23 protein-coding genes and 1 tRNA gene are annotated in these 20,707 nt (G+C 65.0%); 19 read left to right on the top strand and 5 right to left on the bottom strand.

Features of this window, described 5'->3' with window-relative positions; genetic code table 11:
- Positions 1–162 precede the first annotated feature (162 nt).
- From AC0L2D_RS13020 to hrcA, 3 genes are all read right to left on the bottom strand, one after another.
- Positions 163–1,515, bottom strand: a complete 1,353-nt coding sequence (locus AC0L2D_RS13020; protein ID WP_082827514.1) for a PQQ-dependent sugar dehydrogenase — start codon at positions 1,513–1,515, stop codon at positions 163–165.
- A gap of 98 nt (positions 1,516–1,613) precedes the next feature.
- The gene (locus tag AC0L2D_RS13015; RefSeq protein ID WP_013528634.1) at positions 1,614–1,811 is read right to left on the bottom strand and encodes a hypothetical protein; all 198 of its coding nucleotides are present in this window, start codon (positions 1,809–1,811) and stop codon (positions 1,614–1,616) included.
- Positions 1,812–1,835: 24 nt separating this feature from the next.
- Positions 1,836–2,933, bottom strand: a complete 1,098-nt coding sequence (gene hrcA / locus AC0L2D_RS13010; RefSeq protein WP_027161211.1) for a heat-inducible transcriptional repressor HrcA — start codon at positions 2,931–2,933, stop codon at positions 1,836–1,838.
- Positions 2,934–3,091: 158 nt separating this feature from the next.
- Here hrcA and rph point away from each other — a divergent pair, with 158 nt between their 5' ends.
- The 6 genes from rph to AC0L2D_RS12980 all read left to right on the top strand — a co-directional run bounded on the left by rph (position 3,092) and on the right by AC0L2D_RS12980 (position 6,999).
- The gene (gene rph / locus AC0L2D_RS13005) at positions 3,092–3,808 is read left to right on the top strand and encodes a ribonuclease PH (protein ID WP_013528632.1); all 717 of its coding nucleotides are present in this window, start codon (positions 3,092–3,094) and stop codon (positions 3,806–3,808) included.
- 183 nt (positions 3,809–3,991) lie between these two features.
- The gene (locus AC0L2D_RS13000; protein WP_127369521.1) at positions 3,992–4,402 is read left to right on the top strand and encodes a VOC family protein; all 411 of its coding nucleotides are present in this window, start codon (positions 3,992–3,994) and stop codon (positions 4,400–4,402) included.
- Entirely contained in the window at positions 4,402–5,049 is a 648-nt protein-coding gene (gene rdgB, locus AC0L2D_RS12995; RefSeq protein WP_473541229.1) for an RdgB/HAM1 family non-canonical purine NTP pyrophosphatase, read from the top strand. The genes AC0L2D_RS13000 and rdgB overlap by 1 nt, the downstream gene beginning before the upstream one ends.
- Positions 5,046–6,209 (top strand): radical SAM family heme chaperone HemW, encoded by a 1,164-nt coding sequence (gene hemW, locus AC0L2D_RS12990; protein WP_473541227.1) that lies wholly within the window; start codon positions 5,046–5,048, stop codon positions 6,207–6,209. The genes rdgB and hemW overlap by 4 nt, the downstream gene beginning before the upstream one ends.
- A gap of 3 nt (positions 6,210–6,212) precedes the next feature.
- Positions 6,213–6,536, top strand: a complete 324-nt coding sequence (locus AC0L2D_RS12985) for a low molecular weight protein tyrosine phosphatase family protein (RefSeq protein WP_473541226.1) — start codon at positions 6,213–6,215, stop codon at positions 6,534–6,536.
- A gap of 25 nt (positions 6,537–6,561) precedes the next feature.
- Positions 6,562–6,999, top strand: a complete 438-nt coding sequence (locus tag AC0L2D_RS12980; protein WP_063173476.1) for an EamA family transporter — start codon at positions 6,562–6,564, stop codon at positions 6,997–6,999.
- A 73-nt stretch (positions 7,000–7,072) separates the two neighbouring features.
- Here the strand turns inward: AC0L2D_RS12980 and AC0L2D_RS12975 are convergent, their stop codons facing one another.
- Entirely contained in the window at positions 7,073–7,261 is a 189-nt protein-coding gene (locus tag AC0L2D_RS12975; protein WP_013528626.1) for a hypothetical protein, read from the bottom strand.
- Between the two features lie 134 nt (positions 7,262–7,395).
- On the opposite strand from AC0L2D_RS12975, the gene rsmI reads away from it, so the two are divergent.
- Positions 7,396–8,325: a 16S rRNA (cytidine(1402)-2'-O)-methyltransferase gene (gene rsmI / locus AC0L2D_RS12970; RefSeq protein ID WP_063173477.1), complete on the top strand. Its 930-nt coding sequence runs from the start codon at positions 7,396–7,398 to the stop codon at positions 8,323–8,325.
- Positions 8,318–8,695 (top strand): YraN family protein, encoded by a 378-nt coding sequence (locus AC0L2D_RS12965; RefSeq protein ID WP_024502180.1) that lies wholly within the window; start codon positions 8,318–8,320, stop codon positions 8,693–8,695. The genes rsmI and AC0L2D_RS12965 overlap by 8 nt, the downstream gene beginning before the upstream one ends.
- An 80-nt stretch (positions 8,696–8,775) precedes the next feature.
- Here the strand turns inward: AC0L2D_RS12965 and AC0L2D_RS12960 are convergent, their stop codons facing one another.
- Positions 8,776–9,582 (bottom strand): undecaprenyl-diphosphate phosphatase, encoded by an 807-nt coding sequence (locus tag AC0L2D_RS12960; protein ID WP_013528623.1) that lies wholly within the window; start codon positions 9,580–9,582, stop codon positions 8,776–8,778.
- Positions 9,583–9,742: 160 nt separating this feature from the next.
- Between AC0L2D_RS12960 and AC0L2D_RS12955 the strand changes: the two genes are divergently transcribed.
- From AC0L2D_RS12955 to AC0L2D_RS12905, 11 genes are all read left to right on the top strand, one after another.
- Entirely contained in the window at positions 9,743–10,435 is a 693-nt protein-coding gene (locus AC0L2D_RS12955) for a glutathione S-transferase family protein (protein WP_013528622.1), read from the top strand.
- Positions 10,416–11,570, top strand: coding sequence for a tRNA epoxyqueuosine(34) reductase QueG (gene queG / locus AC0L2D_RS12950; RefSeq protein WP_127368087.1), 1,155 nt, complete (start codon positions 10,416–10,418; stop codon positions 11,568–11,570). Before AC0L2D_RS12955 ends, queG begins: the two co-directional genes overlap by 20 nt.
- Complete coding sequence (locus AC0L2D_RS12945; RefSeq protein WP_024502178.1) at positions 11,567–12,466, top strand: SDR family oxidoreductase; 900 nt, start codon at positions 11,567–11,569, stop codon at positions 12,464–12,466. The genes queG and AC0L2D_RS12945 overlap by 4 nt, the downstream gene beginning before the upstream one ends.
- A gap of 138 nt (positions 12,467–12,604) precedes the next feature.
- Entirely contained in the window at positions 12,605–13,693 is a 1,089-nt protein-coding gene (gene mepA / locus AC0L2D_RS12940; RefSeq protein WP_473541224.1) for a penicillin-insensitive murein endopeptidase, read from the top strand.
- A gap of 186 nt (positions 13,694–13,879) precedes the next feature.
- Positions 13,880–14,926 (top strand): glucokinase, encoded by a 1,047-nt coding sequence (locus tag AC0L2D_RS12935; protein WP_473541223.1) that lies wholly within the window; start codon positions 13,880–13,882, stop codon positions 14,924–14,926.
- 78 nt (positions 14,927–15,004) lie between these two features.
- Positions 15,005–16,876, top strand: coding sequence for an ABC transporter ATP-binding protein (locus AC0L2D_RS12930; RefSeq protein ID WP_063173481.1), 1,872 nt, complete (start codon positions 15,005–15,007; stop codon positions 16,874–16,876).
- Positions 16,873–17,715, top strand: a complete 843-nt coding sequence (dapB, locus tag AC0L2D_RS12925; RefSeq protein ID WP_013528616.1) for a 4-hydroxy-tetrahydrodipicolinate reductase — start codon at positions 16,873–16,875, stop codon at positions 17,713–17,715. Before AC0L2D_RS12930 ends, dapB begins: the two co-directional genes overlap by 4 nt.
- A 33-nt stretch (positions 17,716–17,748) precedes the next feature.
- Entirely contained in the window at positions 17,749–18,369 is a 621-nt protein-coding gene (locus AC0L2D_RS12920) for a 2,3-bisphosphoglycerate-dependent phosphoglycerate mutase (RefSeq protein WP_013528615.1), read from the top strand.
- A gap of 73 nt (positions 18,370–18,442) precedes the next feature.
- A tRNA-Leu gene (locus AC0L2D_RS12915) sits at positions 18,443–18,527 on the top strand.
- Positions 18,528–18,676: 149 nt separating this feature from the next.
- The gene (locus AC0L2D_RS12910) at positions 18,677–20,362 is read left to right on the top strand and encodes an FAD-dependent oxidoreductase (RefSeq protein ID WP_473541221.1); all 1,686 of its coding nucleotides are present in this window, start codon (positions 18,677–18,679) and stop codon (positions 20,360–20,362) included.
- Positions 20,359–20,667 (top strand): UBP-type zinc finger domain-containing protein, encoded by a 309-nt coding sequence (locus AC0L2D_RS12905; RefSeq protein WP_063173483.1) that lies wholly within the window; start codon positions 20,359–20,361, stop codon positions 20,665–20,667. Before AC0L2D_RS12910 ends, AC0L2D_RS12905 begins: the two co-directional genes overlap by 4 nt.
- Positions 20,668–20,707: the final 40 nt, after the last annotated feature.

Raw genomic sequence — 20,707 nt, 5'->3', positions numbered from 1 at the left:
CATCCTCAATGCAAAAGCACGCGATGCGCGCAACGAGTTCGCGAGTGCAACTTGACACCCCAGATAGTCGCTCTCCCCTCGGGGAGAGGTCGGATTGTCCCGAATTGCTCTTCGCAATTCGGTTGGCAATCCGGGTGAGGGGGCCTGCGTTACCTGAGCAGATCAGGACGGACCGTCGCCATGGGTGACACGCCAGATGGTGCCGTTGCCGTCCTCGCTGACGATCAGCGCACCGTCGCTCGCAATCGCCACGCCGACCGGCCGGCCCCAGACCTCACCGTTGGAAACCACGAAGCCGGTGATGAAATCCTCATACGCGCCGGTCGGCTTGCCGTCCTTGAACAGCAACCGCACCACCTTGTAGCCGGTCCTGTTGCCGCGGTTCCATGACCCGTGCAGAGCGACGAACGCATCGCCCTTGTATTCAGCTGGAAAGCTCTTCCCCTCGTAGAAGGCGATGGTGAGCGGCGCCGAATGCGCCTGCATCAGCACATCGGGAACGGTCGTTTTGCCGGCAAGATCGGGGCGCTCACCCTTGTGGCGCGGATCCTCATTGTTGCCGATATAGTACCAGGGCCAGCCATAGAAGGCACCCTCCTTGACCACGGTCGCGTATTCGGGTGGCACATTGTCGCCAAGCGCATCGCGTTCGTTGACGACGCACCACAGCGCGCCGGTCGCCGGCTGCACAGTCATACCCGAGCAGTTGCGCAAGCCGGCGGCAAAGATGCGGCCGTTCTTGCCATCGGGATCGAAGGCCAGCACGTCGGCGCGGCCGTCTTCAGAACCCCAGGCTGCACCCAGCGGCTGCGATTTCGCCCAGGCATCGAGTCCGCCTTTCGGCTCCCGGCCCATGTCCTCGGCGACATTCGATCCCGAGCCGACCGAAAGGTAAAGCGTCTTGCCGTCCGGCGAGAAGGCGATATCGCGGGTCCAGTGATGACTGGCGGGGATGTTGCCGACGATGGTTTCCGGGTCGCCGGAGGCCTTCAGGTCGCCATTGCGGTAGGCAAAGCGCACGATGCTGTCGCTGTTGGCGACATAGACCCATTGCGGGTCAGCGCCCGGCGGATAGAAGGCAATGCCATAGGGCCGGTTGAGATTGCCGGCAAAGATGCCGTCCTGCGCCGGCTTCGCACTGCCTTCGGCGAGGCGATAGATGCGGACCTGGTTGGCTTTGCTGTCGGCGACGAACAGGTCGCCATTCGGTGCGACGCGTACGACGCGTGGATTGTCGATGCCCGATGCAACCAGCTCGGCCGAGAAACCCGGCGGCAGTTGCAGCTTCGCGTCTGCCGGCATGTCCGCGATGCCGGCGCTGTTCGAGGTCGACCGGGTGGCATTGGGCTTGGGCAGATCATCCGGTCTGATCAGGCGGCGTGTGCCCGGCTTGTCCGCTCGCCAGTCGCCGAAGGCGGCCGCGCCTTTCAGCACCGGCTCGTCCGCCTGCTGGGCGAATGAAGCGGTCGAGACAAACAGTGCGGCGGAAAGTGCGGGGCCGGCAAAACGCATCATTCGGTCCTCCAATGTTCGGGCGTGAAAACAGGAACGACCGGTTTCGTCGATCGTTCCACGGCACACGATGAGGTGAAGGAAGCTTGCGGTTTTCCGGTTCAGGTCCCGGCGGCGTAGAAATCGTCGTCGAGGCGTTTTTCCAACTCGACGAGGTCAGCCGGCAGCGGCAGGCCCATGGCGCGCATTTCCCGTAGCTTTTCGCGCAGCTGCTCCTGGATCTCGTGCTGGTCTTCCGGCTGGTTGACCATCTCCTCCAGCAGCAGGCTGATCCGGGCCTTGAATTCTTCGAGCGCCATCGTCGTCTCCTCGGTTGGATCAGCTCAGCGCAGCATGCGTGAAATCAGCTGCGCCGTATAGTCGACCATTGGGACGATGCGCGCGTAATTCAGCCGGGTCGGGCCGATGACGCCGAGCGCGCCGACGACGCGGGCATCCTTGTCGCGATAGGGGGCGACGACTAGCGACGAGCCCGACAGCGAAAACAGCTTGTTTTCCGAGCCGATGAAGATGCGCACACCCGAGCCCTGCTCGGCGAGGTCAAGCAGCTGGATAAGCCCGTCCTGCGTCTCCATGTCCTCGAACAGATGGCGCAGCAGCTCGATGTCGGCCTGGGCGGTGACGTTTTCAAGCAGATTGGCACGCCCGCGCACGATGAGCCGTGCCGGAAGGCCGCTGTCGGCACCGGCCCACACCGCCAGCCCCTTCTCCACCAGGTCCTGCGACAGCGTGTCGAGCGCGGCCCTGGTTTCTTCCTTGATGCGAGCGATCTCGATCCGCGCCTCGGCAAGCGTGCGGCCGCGTATATGGGCGTTGAGGAAATTCGAGGCCTCGTGCAGTTGCGAGACGGTGATGCCGGCGGGCAGGTCGACGACGCGGTTCTCGACGTCGCCATTCTGCGACACCAGCACCGCCAGCGCCTTGGTCGGCTCAAGCTGGATGAATTCGATGTGCTTCAGCGCCACCTCGTTCTTGGCGGCCAGCACCAGGCCGGCGCCGCGCGACATGCCCGACAGCATCTGGCTGGCCTCGGTCAGCATGTGCTCCAGCGTCGCACCGGAACCGGACGCCCGCACCTGTGCCTCGATGGCGCGGCGCTCCTCGTCGGAAAGGTCGCCAAGCTCCATGAAGGCATCGACGAAGAAACGCAGGCCGGCCTGCGTCGGCAGCCGGCCGGCCGAAATGTGCGGCGCGTAGATCAGGCCGAGATGCTCGAGGTCGCTCATCACGTTGCGGATGGTCGCCGGCGACAGTGAAGACGGCAGGATACGCGACAGGCTGCGCGATCCCACCGGTTCACCGTCCCTGAGATAGGAATCGACGATGCGCCGGAAGATGTCGCGGGAACGCATGTCGAGCGCCTGGAATACTGGCGACTGAAGCGCGGGCGACTGCGAACTCGGATCGACTGCCTTGGTCATACGGCCAAAAACCTCCGGCCCAAGGATACAGACTTACACCGCACCCGCGCAACCCGGTGTCTGTGTCCGATCGTCAGGCCATTTTCCTTTGCGCCACGCGTCCCATGCGGTTACAAGCCGGCCAAGATTCCGAAAAAATGACAAGAAAGCAGCCCTGAATGCGCCCTTCCAAACGCCAATTCGACGAAATGCGTGCCATCTCCTTCGAGCGTGGCGTCTCCAAGCATGCCGAAGGCTCATGCCTGGTGAAGTTCGGCGACACGCATGTCCTGTGCACGGCCAGCCTCGAGGAAAAAGTGCCGGGTTGGATGCGCAACTCCGGCAAGGGCTGGGTGACGGCGGAATACGGCATGCTGCCGCGCTCGACCGGCGAGCGCATGCGCCGTGAGGCTTCGGCCGGCAAGCAGGGCGGCCGCACGCTGGAAATCCAGCGGCTGATCGGCCGCTCCTTGCGCGCCGTGGTCGATTTGCAGGCGCTGGGCGAACAGCAGATCACCGTCGACTGCGACGTCATCCAGGCCGATGGCGGCACCCGCACCGCCTCGATCACCGGCGGCTGGGTGGCGCTGTATGACTGCCTGCGCTGGATGGAAGCGCGCCAGATGGCCAGCGTCGCCAAGGTGCTGAAGGATCATGTCGCTGCGATCTCCTGCGGCATCCATGACGGCCAGCCGGTCATCGACCTCGACTATATCGAGGATTCCGCGGCCGGCACCGACGCCAATTTCGTCATGACAGGCAAGGGTGGCATCGTCGAGATCCAGGGCACCGCCGAGGGCGAGCCTTTCTCCGAGGAGCAGTTCGCGGACCTGATGGGCCTGGCCAAGAAAGGCATCCAGCGCCTGGTGAGTTTGCAGCAGATGGCGGTGGCTTAGTTTTTAGATGTCGAGCCTGAGCGCCCCCCTCTGGCCTGCCGGCCATCTCCCCCTCAAGTGGGGAGATCGGATGTCGTCTAGGGCTTCGCCAATCTCCGGCGTTGTAGGGTGCGCGACAATGCAGAAGCTGCCAATCTCCCCACCTGAGGGGGAGATGGCCGGCAGGCCAGAGGGGGGCGCCTCGTGACACCCTCCGCGATCCTGGAATCGGCCCTCTACGTCACAGACCTGCCCGCCGCCGAAACCTTCTACACCGACATCCTCGGCCTCAATCTCCTCGGCAAGGTCGACGGCCGCCACCTCTTCTTCCGCTGCGGCCCCGGCGTGCTGCTCGTCTTCAACGCCGAGGCAACCAAAATCCCGCCGGCGCCTGACGCGAGGCTGCCGGTGCCACCGCACGGCGCGGTCGGCCAAGGTCATCTCTGCTTTACGGCGACCGCCGATGAAATCGCCGGCTGGAAAACCCATCTGGAGGCAAAGAAGATCGCCATCGAGAGCGAATTCGAGTGGCCGCAGGGCGGCCGTTCGATCTATATACGCGACCCCTCGGGCAATTCGATCGAATTTGCCGAGCCAAGAATCTGGGGCCTTTGATGCATTCTCTCGATGGCAAGAAGATCGTCGTCGCCAGCCATAATGAGGGCAAGCTGCGCGAATTCGCCGACCTGATGGGACCGTTCGGCTTCGAAGCGAAGTCGGCCAGGGAGTATGGCCTGCCGGAGCCGGACGAGACCGGCACCACCTTCGAGGAGAACGCCTACATCAAGGCGCTCGCCGCCGCCAAGGCGACCGGCCTGCCGGCGTTGTCGGACGATTCCGGCCTGTGTGTCGACGCGCTTGACGGCGCGCCCGGCGTCTACACCGCCAACTGGGCCGAAACCCCGGACGGTTCGCGTGACTTCGGCATGGCCATGCAACGCACCGAAGTGGCGCTGCAGGAAGTCGGAGCGGCCTTGCCGCAACAGCGCAAGGGACGTTTCGTTGCCGTCATCTGCCTGGCGTTTCCCGACGGCGAGGCCGAATATTATCGCGGCGAGGCCGAAGGCACGCTGGTCTGGCCGCCGCGCGGCGAGCTCGGCTTCGGCTACGATCCTGTGTTCCTGCCCGATGGCTTCGAAAAAACCTTCGGCGAGATGAGCGCTGAGGAAAAGCATGGCTGGAAGCCCGGCCAGGCCACGGCGCTGTCGCACCGCGCCCGTGCCTTCCAGAAATTCGCCAAGGCGAGATTGGGCTCGGCATGAGCATGCTGCTCGACCGGGCGCCCGGCTTCGGCGTCTATGTCCACTGGCCGTTCTGCGCGGCCAAATGCCCCTATTGCGACTTCAACAGCCATGTCCGCCACCAGCCGGTCGACCAGGAGCGCTTTGCCGCCGCCTTCGAGGTCGAACTGGCGACGATGCGCGAGCGCACCGGGCCGCGCGAGGTGACCAGCGTTTTTCTCGGCGGCGGCACGCCCTCGCTGATGAAGCCGGAAACCGTGGCCAGGGTTCTGGACGCCGTGGCGAAGAACTGGACGGTGCCCGATGGCATCGAGGTGACGCTGGAGGCCAATCCGTCCTCGGTCGAGGCCGAGCGCTTTCGCGGCTACCGGGCAGCCGGGGTCAATCGCGTGTCGCTCGGCGTGCAGGCGCTGAACGACAAGGATTTGCGCTTCCTCGGCCGTTTGCACAATGTCGAACAGGCCCTGCACGCCATCGACTTCGCGCGGGAAATATTCCCAAGGCTGTCCTTCGACCTGATCTACGCCCGCCCCGGCCAGACGCCGGAGGCTTGGGCATCGGAGCTGGAACAGGCGATCGGCCATGCGGCCGACCATCTGTCGCTCTACCAGCTGACCATCGAGGAAGGCACGCCCTTCCACGCGCTGCATGCGGCAAAGAAATTCGTCATCCCCGACAATGACCATGCCGCCGACCTCTATGCGCTGACGCAGGAGATCACCACGGCGCACGGCCTGCCGGCCTACGAGATTTCCAACCACGCCAGGCCGGGCGCCGAGAGCCGGCACAACCTGACCTATTGGCGCTATGGCGAATATGTCGGCGTCGGGCCGGGCGCGCATGGCCGCTTCGTCGAGAACGGCCGCCGCACGGTGACAATCGCCGAGCGGATGCCGGAAACCTGGGCCAATCTGGTCGAGGCCAAGGGCCATGGCGTCACCGGCGGCGAGATCCTGACGCGCTCGGAAGAGGCCGACGAATTCCTGCTGATGGGCCTGCGGCTGGCCGAAGGCATCGACCTCTCCCGCTACGAGGCGTTCTCCGGGCGCGGCCTGTCGAGCGCGCGGTTGTCGATGCTGCAGGGCGAAGGGCTGGTGGCGCCGATCGGCAATGCGCGCCTGCGCGCCACGGCCGCCGGCATGATCGTGCTCGACGCGGTGGTCGCCGATCTGGCGCGCTAACCCTTGAAGAACGTCCTTTTCGTCTGCAGCCAGAACCGCTTGCGCAGCCCGACCGCCGAACAGGTGTTTTCAACGCGCCGCGATATCGAGGTGGCCTCGGCCGGAACCAACCACGATGCCGACACGCCGCTGACGCATGAGCTGGTCGCTTGGGCCGACATTATCTTCGTCATGGAAAAGGCGCACCGCACCAAGCTGCAGAAGAAATTCAGGGCCAGCCTGAAGAAGGCGCGTGTGATCTGCCTCGACATACCTGACAATTATGAATTCCTGGATCTGGAGTTGATTGGCCTTCTGAAGGCACGCGTTTCGCGGTATCTCGGTTAAGACGCCATCCGCGAAGGCCACCCGCATGAACCTGACCGTATCCTCCTGGCAATTCTGGGCACTGCTCTCGGCTGCATTCGCTGCCCTGACGGCGATCTTCGCCAAGGTCGGCATCGAGAACATCAATTCCGATTTCGCCACCTTCATCCGCACGATCATCATCCTGATCGTGCTCGGTGCCATCCTGCTCGCCAGCGGCCAATTCCAGTCGCCGGCTACGATCTCGGGAAAGACCTGGGCTTTCCTCGCCCTGTCCGGTCTGGCGACCGGCGCTTCATGGCTCTGCTATTTTCGCGCCCTGAAGATCGGCAATGCGGCGCAGGTGGCGCCGATCGACAAGCTAAGCGTCGTGCTTGTGGCGGTGTTTGGCGCGGCCTTTCTCGGCGAGCGGTTGTCCGGAGCGAACTGGCTTGGCGTCACCCTTATCGCGGCGGGTGCTGTGCTGGTCGCCTATCGAGGGTAGTTGCGCGCCATGGCGTGCGTTCTTCGTTTCAAGACGGGTGATGAAGATATCGAAGCGATTGGGCATCGTCCGGTCAGTGCTCCGTCGTGCTGTCGGGTTTGTTGTCGGAAAGGCTGACGTTCGTCGGCAAGGTGCTGGCGACGCGCTCTTCGGTCAGGCTGTGCTCGGTCTTGGCAGACGGGCGCTTGTCCCTGGGGGTGGCAACGCGGTTGCGGCCGGCATAGTAGGGTTCGAAAGCGTCTTGTATCTTGAGGCTATCCATCCTGTCCTCCTCCGGAATCAGGGGGCTAATCTGCCAACGCCGGTTTGGTTCCCCACTGTGGCAAAGGAAAGGCGAATTCCCTACATCGGCATCAGCTTTTGCAAGCCCGCGTCAGCCGTGCCAAACAGGGCTGAATGGAGAAGTCGTCAGTGACCGCAGAGACGGGCAAGCGCAGCTATGTGGTCGGGCAGACCGAGATCGCGGCCCGGCCGCTGGAGCCGGCGCTCTATCTGGTGGCGACGCCGATCGGCAATCTCGCCGACATCACGCTGCGCGCGCTGGAGACGCTGGCCGCCGCCGACATCGTCGCTTGCGAAGACACACGGGTGTCGCGCGTGCTGCTCGACCGTTATGGCATCCGCCGCCGCACCACAGCCTATCATGAGCATAATGCCGGCGAGGCCGGGCCGAAGCTGATCGCGGCGCTGCAGGCCGGACAGAGCGTGGCGCTGATCTCTGATGCCGGCACGCCGCTGGTGTCCGATCCCGGCTACCGGCTGGTCGGCGAGGCGCTCGACCACGGCATTCGCGTCGTGCCTATCCCCGGCCCATCGGCGCCGCTCGCGGCGTTGACCGCATCCGGCCTGCCCTCCGATGCCTTCATGTTCGCCGGATTTTTACCGGTGAAGACCGGGCAGCGGCTGACGCGGCTGGAGGCACTGAAAGCCGTGCCGGCGACATTGATTTTCTTCGAATCGCCGCGCCGGCTGGCCGAATCCCTCGGTGCCATGGTCGAAGCGCTGGGCGGCGAGCGCAAGGCCGCGATCGGCAGGGAATTGACCAAGACCTTCGAGGAGATGCGAACCGGCACGCTGCAGGCGCTGGCCGACCACTATGCCGCGGCCGATACGCCGAAGGGCGAGATCGTCGTCTGCGTCGCTCCGGCCGAGGCCAGGGTCGACGAACCCGCCGACATCGACCGTCTGCTTCTGTCGCTTGCCGCCGAAATGCCGGCCTCCAAGGCGGCGGCGGAAGCCGCGAAGATGACCGGCGGCCAGAAACAGGCGCTCTATCGGCGATTGCTGGAGCTCAAGGATGCTTCGGGAGAAAGCGGCGGTGGCTGAACGCCCGAGCGCCAGCCGCCAGAAAGCCTATCGGCGCGGCCATCGCGGCGAATGGCTGGCGTCGGTAGCGCTGATGCTGAAAGGCTATCGCATTCTCGCCCGCCGCCACCGCACGCGCTTCGGCGAGATCGACCTGATCGCGCGGCGCGGCGATCTGGTGCTGTTCGTCGAGGTCAAGGCGCGCCGGTCGCTGATGGAAGCCATGGAGGCGATCGGCCACGAATCGGAACGTCGAATAGAAGGCGCGGCCGACATCTGGCTGTCGCGCCAAGCGGACTACGGCAGGCTGTCGATGCGCTTCGACATGGTCGCCGTGCTGCCCTGGCGCTGGCCGGTGCATGTCGAGAACGCGTTTTATGGGAAGAGTTAGAGGGGGCAGCCCTCCTTCATTCGTCATCCACGGGCGGAGCCCGTGGGACGAAGCGTGAGGGCCGCTACGCGGAACACTCCTCACCCCCAGATCATCAACGCCACCAACCCGACACCGCCCACCACCAGCCGCCACCAGCCGAATAGCGAGTAACCTTTGCGCGAGACGTAATCGAGCAGGAAGCGCACGACGATGAGCGCCGTGACAAAGGCGGCGACGAAGCCGACGGCGATGATCGGCAGGTCGGCGCTGCTCAGCACGTTGCGGTTCTTGAACAGGTCGAAGGCGAAGGCGCCGACCATGGTCGGGATTGCAAGGAAGAAGGAAAATTCAGCGGCCGCGCGCTTGTCGACGCCCAAAAGCAGGGCGCCGACGATGGTCGAGCCCGAACGCGATGTGCCGGGAATGAGCGACAGGCACTGGAAAAGCCCGATCTGCAGGTAAAGCCGGGTCGGGAAGCGCTCGACGTCGCGATAAACAGGCTTGAGGTTCATGCGGTCGACCACCAGCAGCACGACGCCGCCGATGATCAGCATGATGCAGATCAGCCTTGGCGATTCGAACAGCACCGTCTTGATGAAATCATGCGCCAGCGCGCCGATGAATGCCGCCGGCAGGAAGGCGATGAGGATGCCGATGACGAAATGCCTGGTCAGTCGGTCGTGCGGCAGTTCGAGCAGCATTTTCCAGAGGCGGCGGAAATAAACGCTGAGGATCGCCAGGATGGCGCCGAGCTGGATCAGGATCTCGAAGGCCTTGCCGGTCGAGTGGAAGCCGAGGAAATGGCCAGCGAGCAGGATATGGCCGGTCGAGGACACCGGGATGAACTCGGTCAGCCCCTCCAGCAGGCCGAGCAGCAGGGCTTCGACGATGGTCTGGCTTTCCATGGCTACCTCGGCATTGGCGTGACGGCTGACAGAAGGGCTTGCTTGTCATGGCGTTGAAGTCCCCCTATAGGTCGCAACACCCTGACGGCCCGCTAACCGGGCGGCCAAGACTTACCGGTGCGCCCTGCGATTCGCCAGTGCGCTTTATCATCGCGGAACCATGCTGACGCTTTTCCACCATCCCATGTTCGCCACCTGTCGCTTCGTCCGCCTCGCTTTCGGCGAGTATGGCGAGGAGCTGGCCCTGATCGAGGAAAAGCCGTGGACCCGGCGCAAGGAGTTCCTGGCGCTGAACCCGGCCGGCACGCTGCCGATCCTGCTGGCCGAAGGCGACGTGCCGATCGTCGGCGCGACGGTCATATCGGAATATCTCGATGAAACGCGCGGCGTGCTGAAGCGCGACAAGCGGCTGTTCGCCGAGGACCCGATGCAGCGCGCCGAAATCCGCCGGCTCATCGACTGGTATCTCAACAAGGCTGAAAGCGAAGTCACCCGTCATCTGGTGCGTGAGCGCGTGCTGAAGCCGGTCATGCCGGAAACGGCGGGCGGCGGCTCGCCCGACTCGGGCGCGATCCGTGCGGCGCGCGCCAACATCCGCCAGCACATGAAATACACCAACTGGCTGGCCGGCACCCGCCATTGGCTGGCCGGCTCGAGGGTCACCTATGCCGATCTCGCGGCCGCGGCGACGCTGTCGGTGCTCGATTATCTCGGCGAGATAGACTGGCGCGAGCACAGCGCTGCTCGCGAATGGTACACGCGGGTCAAGTCGCGGCCTTCCTTCCGGCCGCTTTTGACCGACCGGGTGCGCGGCCTGTCACCGGTGTCGCATTATGCGGACCTCGACTTCTGACGCCGCAAAACTGCGCGCGCTGATCGACGCTGAGGCGCAGCGCGCCGGCTTCGATGCCGTCGCCGTCACCTCCCCCGATGCGATCCCGCTGGCGCCGGCGCGCCTGGCCGAATTCGTCGCCGATGGCTTTCACGGCTCAATGGACTGGATCGCCGAGACGCTGCAACGCCGCAGTGAACCAACGGCCCTCTGGCCGCAGGTACGCTCGATCGTCGTGCTGGCGATGAACTACGGCCCCGACCATGATCTTCGCGAAGTGCTGGCCAAGCGCGACCGCGGCGCGATCTCGGTCTATGCGCAAAACCGCGACTATCACGATGTGATGAAAGGCCGGCTGAAGGAGATCGCCGGCAAGCTCGTTGCCCGCGCCGGCGGTGACGTGAAGGTGTTCGTCGACACCGCACCTGTCATGGAAAAGCCGCTGGCCGAAGCCGCCGGGCTTGGCTGGCAAGGCAAACACACCAATCTGGTCAGCCGCGAGCACGGCTCCTGGCTGTTCCTCGGCACCATCTTCACCACCGCTGAACTGGTGCCCGACCGCGCCGAAATCGACCATTGCGGCTCCTGCCGCGCCTGCCTCGACGCATGCCCGACCGATGCTTTTCCGGCGCCCTACCGGCTCGATGCGCGGCGCTGCATTTCCTATCTCACCATCGAGAACAAGGGGCCGATTCCGCACGAATTCCGCGAAAAGATCGGCAACCGCATCTATGGCTGCGATGACTGTTTAGCCGCCTGCCCGTGGAACAAATTCGCCCGGGCGGCTTCGGAAGCAAAACTCGCCGCGCGCGATGATCTGCGCGAACCACCGCTCGCCGACCTTTTGGGTCTCGATGACGCGGCCTTCCGCGCTTTCTTCTCCGGTTCGCCGATAAAACGCATCGGCCGCGATCGGTTCATCCGCAACGTGCTGATCGCCGCCGGCAATTCCGGCGAAGCGTCGCTGTCCGGCGCGGTGCTTGCGCTGCTCGGCGATCCGTCCCCGCTGGTGCGGGGCGCGGCAATATGGGCGCTGGCGCGGCTGGTGCCCAACGCCGAATATTCAGAAAGGGCAGCCATCGGCCTGAAAACCGAGAGCGACGAAGCCGTGCGCGACGAATGGCGTCTGGCGCGGCCAACCAGGGCGAATGCATGAGCGAAAAGCAGATATTCATCTTCGGCGCCGGCTATTCGGGCAGGGCTTTTGCTCGGGCCAACAAAGGCGCCGCGACGATCTTCGGCACGACACGCTCGCCGGAAAAATTCGAGACGCTACGGCAGGCCGGCATCGCCCCGCTGTTGTTCGACGGTGCGCTGACGGATGAGATTGGCGATGCATTGCGGAAAACAACGCATCTGCTGATTTCGGTCGCCCCGGAGGAGGCCGGCGATCCCGTGCTGGGTGCCGCGCGAGAGGCAATCGCTCAAATGCCTTTGCTGGAATGGATCGGCTATCTCTCTACGGTCGGGGTTTACGGCAATTATGACGGCGCATGGGTCGATGAAACGGCTGAATGCCGGCCGGTGTCGAAGCGTTCGATGATGCGGGTGGCGGCAGAGCAGGACTGGCTGGAGCTGGGCCGCGAGATTCGCCGGCCGGTGGCGATCCTGCGACTCTCCGGCATTTACGGGCCGGGCCGCAATGCCCTGCTCAATCTGGAAAACGGCAGCGCAAGGCGGCTGGTCAAGCCGGACCAAGTGTTCAACCGCATCCATTGCGACGACATTGCAGGCTCCCTGTGGCAGCTCATCCAAGGCAATAAAGGCGGCATCTTCAACGTCACCGACGATCTGCCGGCGCCGCCGCAGGATGTCGTCGCCTATGCCGCTTCGCTGATGGGTATAGAGCCGCCGCCCGAGATTCCTTTCGACGCCGCCCAACTTTCGCCCATGGCGCGGTCCTTCTATGGCGAGAACAAGCGCGTCGGCAACGCGGCGATCAAGGCGGCGGGCTATTCCCTGCGCTTTCCAGACTACCGCGCCGCCTTCGACCATATGTGGGCGAGCGACGACTGGCGCGACGGCGAGGCGCGCAGCCCGATGAAGCGCTAAAAGCAATTCCAGGAAAAGTGTGACACCGGGATTGCGTCAAAACAGAGACAGAGCGGTTCACCGTTTCGGTGAACCGCTCTGTCGATCGAAGCGTTCCGCGTTGCATGCTATGATTCGGCCTGGTGGGGATCCGGTTTCATGAAAACACCGATACAGCCATCTCTCGGCAAAAAATTCAGGCTGGCGGCCGCTCTCGGCCTGTTCGTCCTTGCCGGTCTAGTCGTACGGCCGGCCGCGGCCGAGGAACGGGCAAAAGACCTGTTCGGCGCCAAGAAACTGCCAGCCGCGAGCGCGGCGCAATCGATCGGCTTCTATTCCAAGGGCTGTTTTGCCGGCGGCGTCGCCATTCCCATGGACGGTCCGACCTGGGAGGTGATGCGGCCGTCCCGCAACCGTCGCTGGGGCCATCCGGCTATGATCGCGGTGATCGAGAAATTGTCGCGCGACGCGGCAGCCGATGGTTGGCCGGGCCTGCTGATCGGCGACATTTCGCAGCCGCGCGGCGGCCCGATGCTGACCGGGCATGCCTCGCACCAGATCGGGCTCGACGCCGACATCTGGCTGACGCCGATGCCCAGCCGCCCGCTGTCGGTGGCGCAGCGCGAATCGATGAGCGCCACCTTGATGGTCGATGAGAAGACCCATCTGGTGAAGGACGCGCTGTGGACGCCGGCGCACACAAGGCTTCTGAAGCGGGCGGCGAGCTACAGCCAGGTCGAGCGCATCCTGGTCAATCCGGGCATCAAGAAGAAACTCTGCGACACCGTCAGGGGCGACCGCGGCTGGCTGCGCAAGATCCGGCCGTTTTGGGGCCACGACTATCATTTTCACATGCGCATCGGCTGTCAGCCGGGATCCCCCGGCTGCAAGGCGCAGGAAGCGACGCCGGACGATGACGGTTGCGGCAAGCCATTGGCCTGGTGGTTCACGCAGGAGCCGTGGCGGCCCAACAAGAACCCGGATGCCCCCAAGGCACGCGACCTGATGACGATGGCGAACCTGCCGAGCGAATGCCGCGCCGTGCTCGACGCGCCGGGGCCGGCCTCGGCCGAGGCGGCGACCTATCATGGCGGCGGCGTGCCGGTCGCGGCTGCCGCACCCGAACCCGAAGCGCCGTCATTGTCCGCCACGCCGGCCGCCGCCGGCTTGCCAAGCACGGTGAACGCCTTCACGGCGACGCCCGAGATCGGCGTGCCGCTGCCGCGACCGCGGCCGCCAGGAAACTGACGGTCACGGCTCATAGACGGGCTCAACCGGTTCAGGACCTTATTTTTGCGAAACCGTGTCGGTTTGGCCGCACAGCCGGCCTCAGCGCGCCGCCGGGGTCGAAAACCGTTTCCCTTTTCAAACCCATGCGCTAGTCAACGGAAGAACGGCTAAATGCCGTTGGTGGCGCCGGAGACGGACGAGAGCATGCCAGGCACAGGCGACGACGATACTTTGTTGCGGTTTCCGATCCTTATCGGCGACATCGGCGGCACCAATGCGCGCTTTTCGATCGTGCTCGACGCCAATTCCGAGGCAGGCGAGCCGACCATCGTCCAGACGGCGAACTACAACACCATCGACGAGGCGATCCAGGCGGCCGTGCTCGATCGCTCGTCGGTGCGTCCCAATTCGGCGGTGCTGGCGGTGGCCGGTCCGGTCGACGGCGACGAGATCGAACTGACCAACTGCCCCTGGATCGTCAAGCCGAGAAAAATGTTCGCCAGCCTCGGCCTGAGCGACATCGTCGTGCTCAACGATTTCGAGGCGCAGGCGCTGGCCGTCGTCGCGCTCGGCGAGGAGCACATGGAAAAGATCGGCGGCGGCACGCCGGAGCCCAATGCCGGCCGCGTCGTGCTCGGCCCCGGAACCGGGCTCGGCGTCGCCGGGCTGGTCCATGCGCTGCACCACTGGATACCGGTGCCCGGCGAGGGCGGCCATATGGACATCGGTCCGCGCTCGGCCCGCGATTTCGAGGTTTTTCCGCATATCGAGAAGCTGGAGGGCCGCATTTCGGGCGAGCAGATCCTGTGCGGACGCGGTCTGGTCAATGTCTATCGGGCGGTTGCCAAGGCGGACCGCAAACCGTCGCCCTTCACCACGCCGGCCGAGATCACTGCCGCGGCACTCGCGAAAACCGATCCGGTTGCCGAGGAAGCGCTGGAGACCTTCGTCACCTGCCTTGGGCGCACGGCAGGCGACCTTGCTCTGGTGTTCATGAGCCGCGGCGGCGTGTTTCTCACCGGTGGCATCGCGCAGAAGATCGTGCCGGCGCTGAAAGCCGGCAATTTCCGTGCCGCTTTCGAGGACAAGGCGCCGCACAGCGCGATGATGCGCACCATGCCGGTGTATGTCATTACCCATCCGCTGGCCGCACTTCTGGGCCTTGCCGCCTATGCCAGGAACCCCTCGCTGTTCGGTGTCCAGACTTCGGGCCGGCGCTGGCGCGACGAAGTTAGTCACCCCGAGGCATAGGCAAGCTGGCTGCTTGGCGTTAAGAGGGGTGCCAAATTGCCCGGCCGCGGGAAGCGGAAATCTACGAAGCGCTCCGATTTGACATTTCAGCCCCCCAATTTGTCGAAACCCCGTGCGGGAGAGATCGTGGCGGTCATCCGCCGTATCCTCCAGGAAAATGGCCGCGACTATCGGGGCGCGTATATTTTCACCATCCTCTGCCTGCTGACCGTGTCGGCGACGACGGCGCTTGCCGCCTGGATCATGAGCCCGGTCGTCAACCAGATCTTCTACGAACGACGCGGCGACCTGATCCCATGGATCTGCGCCGCACTGCTCGGTGCCTTCATCCTGCGCGGCCTTGCCGGCTACGGCCAGGCGGTGACGATGGCCAGGATCGGCAACAATCTGGTGGCGCGCTATCAGCAGCGCATCTTCAACCATCTGATGAAGCTTGGCGTCTCCTTCTTCAACGACACAAGGTCCGGGCGGCTGGCCGCGCAGGTCAACGAGAACGTCAACGGCATTCGCGACCTGTTGTCGATGACGGTGACCTCGACCGCGCGTGATGCCGTCTCGCTGGTCGGTCTGGTCGGCGTGATGATCTACCAGGATCCGATACTCTCCTTGAGTTCGCTGCTGATCGGGCCGCCGCTGATCTGGACCGTCACCTATCTGATGCGCCGGGTGCGCCGCATCACGCGCGAATCGGTGCAGATCAACTCTCGGCTGATCGGCGCCATGCAGGAAGCCACGCAAGGCATCGCCATCGTCAAGGCCTTCACCATGGAGGACGAGCTGTCGCGCCGGATCAGCCAGCTCGCCGAGGATGCCGAGCAGCGGTCGAACAAGATCGCTCGCGTCTCCGAGCGGCTGACGCCGGTTTCCGAACTGCTGGCCGGCATCGCCTTCGCCAGCGTCATCGCCTATTCCGGCTACCGGGCCACCGTTCTCGGCCAGCCGCCGGGCGCGGTGTTTTCCTTCATCACGGCGCTGACGCTCGCCTATGATCCGGCCCGCCGTCTGGCGCGCATGCAGGTCGGCATGGAACGCGCGCTGGTCAATGCGCGCATGATCTACGAGCTTCTCGACATCGAGCCGCAGCAGAGCGACGCCCAAGGCGCCGCCGAGGCGAAATTCACCTCCGGCGAAGTGCGTTTCAACAACGTCTCCTTCCGCTATGTCGAGGAGGCCCCGGTGCTGCAGGATCTGAGTTTCGTCGCCGCGGCCGGCAAGGTGACGGCAATCGTCGGCGCTTCGGGCGCCGGCAAGACGACATTGGTGGCGCTGCTGCAGCGCTTCTACGATGTCGAGGCGGGGTCGATCGAGATCGACGGCCAGGACATCTCGAAGGTCACCAAACAGTCGCTGCGCGGTTCCATCGCCTATGTCTCGCAGCAGCCCTATCTGTTCGAAGGCACCATCCGCGATAACATCCGCTACGGCCGGCTGAGCGCCACCGATGCCGAGATCGAACAGGCCGCGGGCCAAGCCGCGGCCGACGACTTCATCCGCCAGCAGCCGCAGGGCTACGACACGCCAGTCGGCGAGAACGGCGTGACGCTGTCCGGCGGCCAGCGCCAGCGCGTCTCGATCGCGCGGGCCATCGTCAGGCAGGCACCGATCCTTTTGCTCGACGAAGCGACATCGGCGCTCGACAACGAGGCCGAGGCTCGCGTCCAGCAGGCGCTGACAAAGGTCATGGAAGGCCGCACCACCATCGTCATCGCGCACCGGCTGTCAACGGTGGTCAATGCCGACCACATCATCGTCATGGAACAGGGACGGCTGGTCGAGGAAGGCACGCACGCCTCGCTGATGGCCGATCCGCACAGCGTCTATGCCCGCTTCCACCGCATCCAGGGCGTCAAGGGTCTGGGGCTTGTCGACGACAGCGCGCCGATCCGGACTTCGGCGCAACGCCTGTCACAAGGCATCGACACGCAGAGCATCGCCGGGAGCACGACATGAGCGCCACGCCCGCAACCGACGGACCGGCAAATGATATGGGCCTGGTGGTGGTGGGCGCCGCCGGCCGCATGGGCCAGACGCTGATCCGCGCCATCCACTCTATATCAGGCGCGCGGGTCATCGGCGCGGTCGAGCGGGCGGATTCGCCGCATCTGGGCAAGGATGCCGGCGAGCTGGCCGGCATCGGCATCATCAACGTGCCGATCAGCGACGATCCGCTGCCGGTGTTCGCCAAGGCCGACGGTGTGCTCGATTTCACCACGCCTGCTTCGACGGTCGAATTCGCCGGCTACGCGGCGCAGGCGCGCATCGTCCATGTCATCGGCACGACCGGCTGTTCGACCGATGACAATGCCAGGATCGCTGCGGCGGCGCGCCATGCGACGATCGTCAAATCGGGCAATATGAGCCTCGGCGTCAATCTTCTGGCGGTGCTGGTCGAGCAGGCGGCGCGCGCGCTCGATGCCGACGATTTCGACATCGAGATCCTCGAAATGCACCACAAGCACAAGGTCGACGCGCCTTCGGGCACGGCGCTGCTGCTGGGTGAAGCCGCCGCCGCCGGGCGTGGTATCGAGCTCTCAGGCAACGACGTGCGCGTCCGCGACGGCCACACCGGGGTGCGCAAGACGGGCTCGATCGGCTTTGCCACGTTGCGCGGCGGCTCTGTCGTCGGCGACCACAGCGTGATGCTGGCCGGAACCGGCGAGCGCATCACCCTGTCGCACCACGCCGAGGACCGCGCCATCTTCGCCCGCGGCGCCGTCAAGGCGGCGCTTTGGGCGCGTGGCAAGAAGCCGGGACTGTATTCGATGCGGGACGTGCTCGGCCTCAGCTGAGCCGGCCTGATCCATAAACCTGAAGGAGCAAACATGTCGCGAACCCTCGTGCTCGTGCGCCACGGCCAGAGCGAATGGAATTTGAAGAACCTGTTCACCGGCTGGCGCGACGTCGACCTGACCGAACAGGGCCACGCCGAGGCCAAGGCCGCCGGGCAAAAGCTCAAGGCGCGCGGCCTGAAATTCGACATCGCCTTCACCTCCGCGCTGATCCGGGCGCAAAAGACATGCCAGCACATCCTCGACGCGGTTGGCCAGGGCGACCTGAAGACCATCCGCGACCAGGCGCTCAACGAGCGCGACTATGGCGACCTCTCCGGCCTCAACAAGGACGACGCCCGCAAGAAATGGGGCGAGGAGCAGGTGCATGTCTGGCGCCGCTCCTACGACGTGCCGCCGCCTGCCGGCGAAAGCCTGAAGGACACCGGCGCCCGCGTCTGGCCCTATTACCTGCACGATTTGCAGCCGCATGTGCTTCGCGGCGGCACCGTGCTGGTCGCCGCGCACGGCAACTCCCTGCGCGCGCTGATCATGGCGCTCGACGGCAAGTCGGGTGAGGAGATCGTCAAGCTGGAACTCGGCACCGGCGTGCCGGTCATCTACCAGCTCAACGCCGATTCCACCGTCGCTTCCAAGGAAGTGCTGGACGACTGAGCCGGCGAACGGAGTACCTGCGAAAAAAGCGCGTTGACACACATCGCTTGCCCGCTTACATGAGCCCGCACCAGCCCAGATGGCGGAATTGGTAGACGCGCACGGTTCAGGTCCGTGTTCCGCAAGGAGTGGAGGTTCGAGTCCTCTTCTGGGCACCAAATTCCCGTTTCGAGCCACTCGACGGTTCAGAAACTTAGAGAAAAAGCCCGGTTCGTCCGGGCTTTTTCTTTTCAGCCAACCTCCCCTTCCGGCCAGTCCCCTCACAAACCGCTTCAAACTCCGCGGCCGCTTCGCTACGCTCAAAACCATGGCTCAATCCACCAACCCGATCTTCGGTGCCCGCCGCGACCAGGCGTTCCCCACGCTGGCCGAGGTGGACATCGACCGCATGCGCCGGTTCGGCGAGGCCAGCGCCTATGCAGCCGGCGAGCACATCATCGAAGCCGGCGATGTGGCGCCCGGCCTGATCGTCGTGCTGTCGGGTAGCGTGGACATCACCCAGGACGGCGGGCTCGGCCGGCGCGAGACGATCGTCACGCACGGCCCGGGCAGCTTTGTCGGTGAGCTGGCGCAGCTTTCGGCCCGTCCCTCGCTGGTGAATGCGCAGGCCGCCGAGCCGGTGGAGGCGTTCGTCATCGCCTCGCAGCGGCTGCGCGACCTGATGGTGCAGGAGGCCAATCTCGGCGAGCGCATCATGCGGGCGCTGATCCTGCGCCGCGTCGGGCTTTTGGAGAGCGCCACCAGCGGGCCGATCATCATCGGACCCCGGGACAATGCCGACGTGTTGCGGCTGCAGGGTTTTCTGGCGCGCAGCGGCCAGCCGCACCGCGTGCTCGATTCCGACAGCGATCCCTGCGCCAAAACGCTGGTCGAACGCTTCGAGGTCGATCCGCACCACCTGCCGATCGTGCTCTGTCCAAACGGCAGGCTGTTGATGAACCCCGGCGAAAAGGACCTCGCCCGCTGCGTCGGCCTGTTGCGCCCGATCGATGCCGATACGGTGTATGACGTGGCCATCGTCGGCGCCGGCCCGGCAGGGCTGGCGGCGGCGGTCTATGCGGCATCCGAAGGGCTGTCGACGATCGTGCTCGATTGCCGTGCCTTCGGCGGACAGGCCGGCGCCTCCTCGCGCATCGAGAACTATCTCGGTTTCCCGACCGGCATCACCGGCATGGCGCTGATGGCGCGCGCCTACAACCAGGCGCAGAAATTCGGCGTTGAAATGGTCATCCCGGACGAGGCGAAGCTTTTGAGCGCGGCCACCGACACGTCAGGCGCCCGCTATCTGCTCGATGTCGGTGACGGCGAGACCGTGCGCACGCGCAGCGTGGTGATCGCCAGCGGCGCGCGCTATCGCCGCCTCGACATCGCCAATCTTGCGCGGTTCGAGGGGACGTCCGTGCACTATTGGGCGTCGCCCATAGAAGGGCGGCTTTGCGCCGGCCAGGAAGTGGCGCTGGTCGGCGCCGGCAATTCGGCGGGCCAAGCGGCGGTTTACCTCGCCAGCCATGCGCGGAAAGTGGCGCTGCTGGCGCGTGGTGGCAGCCTCGAAGCCTCGATGTCGCGCTATCTGGTCGAGCGCATCAGGGCGCAGCCGAATATCGAAGTGCTGACCGGGACCGAAATCGAGGCGCTGGAGGGCGAAGAGGGCAATCTTGCCATGGTGCGCTGGCGCAACCGCGCCAGCGGCGCGGAAACGACGCGCCCGATCCGCCATCTCTTTCTCTTCATCGGCGCCGATCCGAACACCGATTGGCTGGCCAACTGCGATGTCGCGCTGGACGCCAGGGGTTTCGTGCGCACCGGATCGGACATAGGATCGGCGCAGATGGAGACGAGCCGCAGCGGCGTGTTCGCCATAGGCGATGTCCGCGCCGGTTCGGTCAAACGGGTCGCGGCGGCTGTCGGCGAAGGCGCCCAGGTGGTCGCGGCTCTGCATGCCTACCTCGCGCGCGGCAACGCCGACACATTTCGAATGGCCGGGAGACCATGATGGATGAATGCAGACATACGCGCGACATCAGGAAGGTCACGCCGAGCGCGCTCGGCTGCGAGGAATGCCTGAAGAGCGGGTCGAAATGGGTGCATCTGCGGCTGTGCCGTACCTGCGGCCATGTCGGCTGCTGCGACGACTCGCCCAACCGCCACGCCACCAAGCATTTCCACGCCACCAAGCATCCGATCATCGAGGGCTACGATCCACCCGAAGGCTGGGCATGGTGCTATGTCGACGAGGTGTTTGTCGACCTCGGCGACGATGTGACCCCGCAGAACGGTCCGATCCCGCGCTTTGTTTGAGCGCCCTGGAGACGCCGAAGAAGAGCCCGGTTCGCCCGGG

This window comes from Mesorhizobium sp. WSM4833, from assembly GCF_055811095.1.
This window is presented reverse-complemented; position numbering and strand designations above follow the sequence as displayed.

Coding starts and splice junctions, on each gene's coding strand:
- AC0L2D_RS13020 (WP_082827514.1), bottom strand. CDS start 1,515: ATGATGCGTTTTGCCGGCCCCGCACTTTCCGCCGCACTGTTTGTCTCG.
- AC0L2D_RS13015 (WP_013528634.1), bottom strand. CDS start 1,811: ATGGCGCTCGAAGAATTCAAGGCCCGGATCAGCCTGCTGCTGGAGGAG.
- hrcA (WP_027161211.1), bottom strand. CDS start 2,933: ATGACCAAGGCAGTCGATCCGAGTTCGCAGTCGCCCGCGCTTCAGTCG.
- rph (WP_013528632.1), top strand. CDS start 3,092: ATGCGCCCTTCCAAACGCCAATTCGACGAAATGCGTGCCATCTCCTTC.
- rdgB (WP_473541229.1), top strand. CDS start 4,402: ATGCATTCTCTCGATGGCAAGAAGATCGTCGTCGCCAGCCATAATGAG.
- hemW (WP_473541227.1), top strand. CDS start 5,046: ATGAGCATGCTGCTCGACCGGGCGCCCGGCTTCGGCGTCTATGTCCAC.
- AC0L2D_RS12980 (WP_063173476.1), top strand. CDS start 6,562: ATGAACCTGACCGTATCCTCCTGGCAATTCTGGGCACTGCTCTCGGCT.
- AC0L2D_RS12975 (WP_013528626.1), bottom strand. CDS start 7,261: ATGGATAGCCTCAAGATACAAGACGCTTTCGAACCCTACTATGCCGGC.
- rsmI (WP_063173477.1), top strand. CDS start 7,396: ATGGAGAAGTCGTCAGTGACCGCAGAGACGGGCAAGCGCAGCTATGTG.
- AC0L2D_RS12960 (WP_013528623.1), bottom strand. CDS start 9,582: ATGGAAAGCCAGACCATCGTCGAAGCCCTGCTGCTCGGCCTGCTGGAG.
- AC0L2D_RS12955 (WP_013528622.1), top strand. CDS start 9,743: ATGCTGACGCTTTTCCACCATCCCATGTTCGCCACCTGTCGCTTCGTC.
- queG (WP_127368087.1), top strand. CDS start 10,416: ATGCGGACCTCGACTTCTGACGCCGCAAAACTGCGCGCGCTGATCGAC.
- AC0L2D_RS12945 (WP_024502178.1), top strand. CDS start 11,567: ATGAGCGAAAAGCAGATATTCATCTTCGGCGCCGGCTATTCGGGCAGG.
- mepA (WP_473541224.1), top strand. CDS start 12,605: ATGAAAACACCGATACAGCCATCTCTCGGCAAAAAATTCAGGCTGGCG.
- AC0L2D_RS12935 (WP_473541223.1), top strand. CDS start 13,880: ATGCCAGGCACAGGCGACGACGATACTTTGTTGCGGTTTCCGATCCTT.
- dapB (WP_013528616.1), top strand. CDS start 16,873: ATGAGCGCCACGCCCGCAACCGACGGACCGGCAAATGATATGGGCCTG.
- AC0L2D_RS12920 (WP_013528615.1), top strand. CDS start 17,749: ATGTCGCGAACCCTCGTGCTCGTGCGCCACGGCCAGAGCGAATGGAAT.
- AC0L2D_RS12910 (WP_473541221.1), top strand. CDS start 18,677: ATGGCTCAATCCACCAACCCGATCTTCGGTGCCCGCCGCGACCAGGCG.
- AC0L2D_RS12905 (WP_063173483.1), top strand. CDS start 20,359: ATGATGGATGAATGCAGACATACGCGCGACATCAGGAAGGTCACGCCG.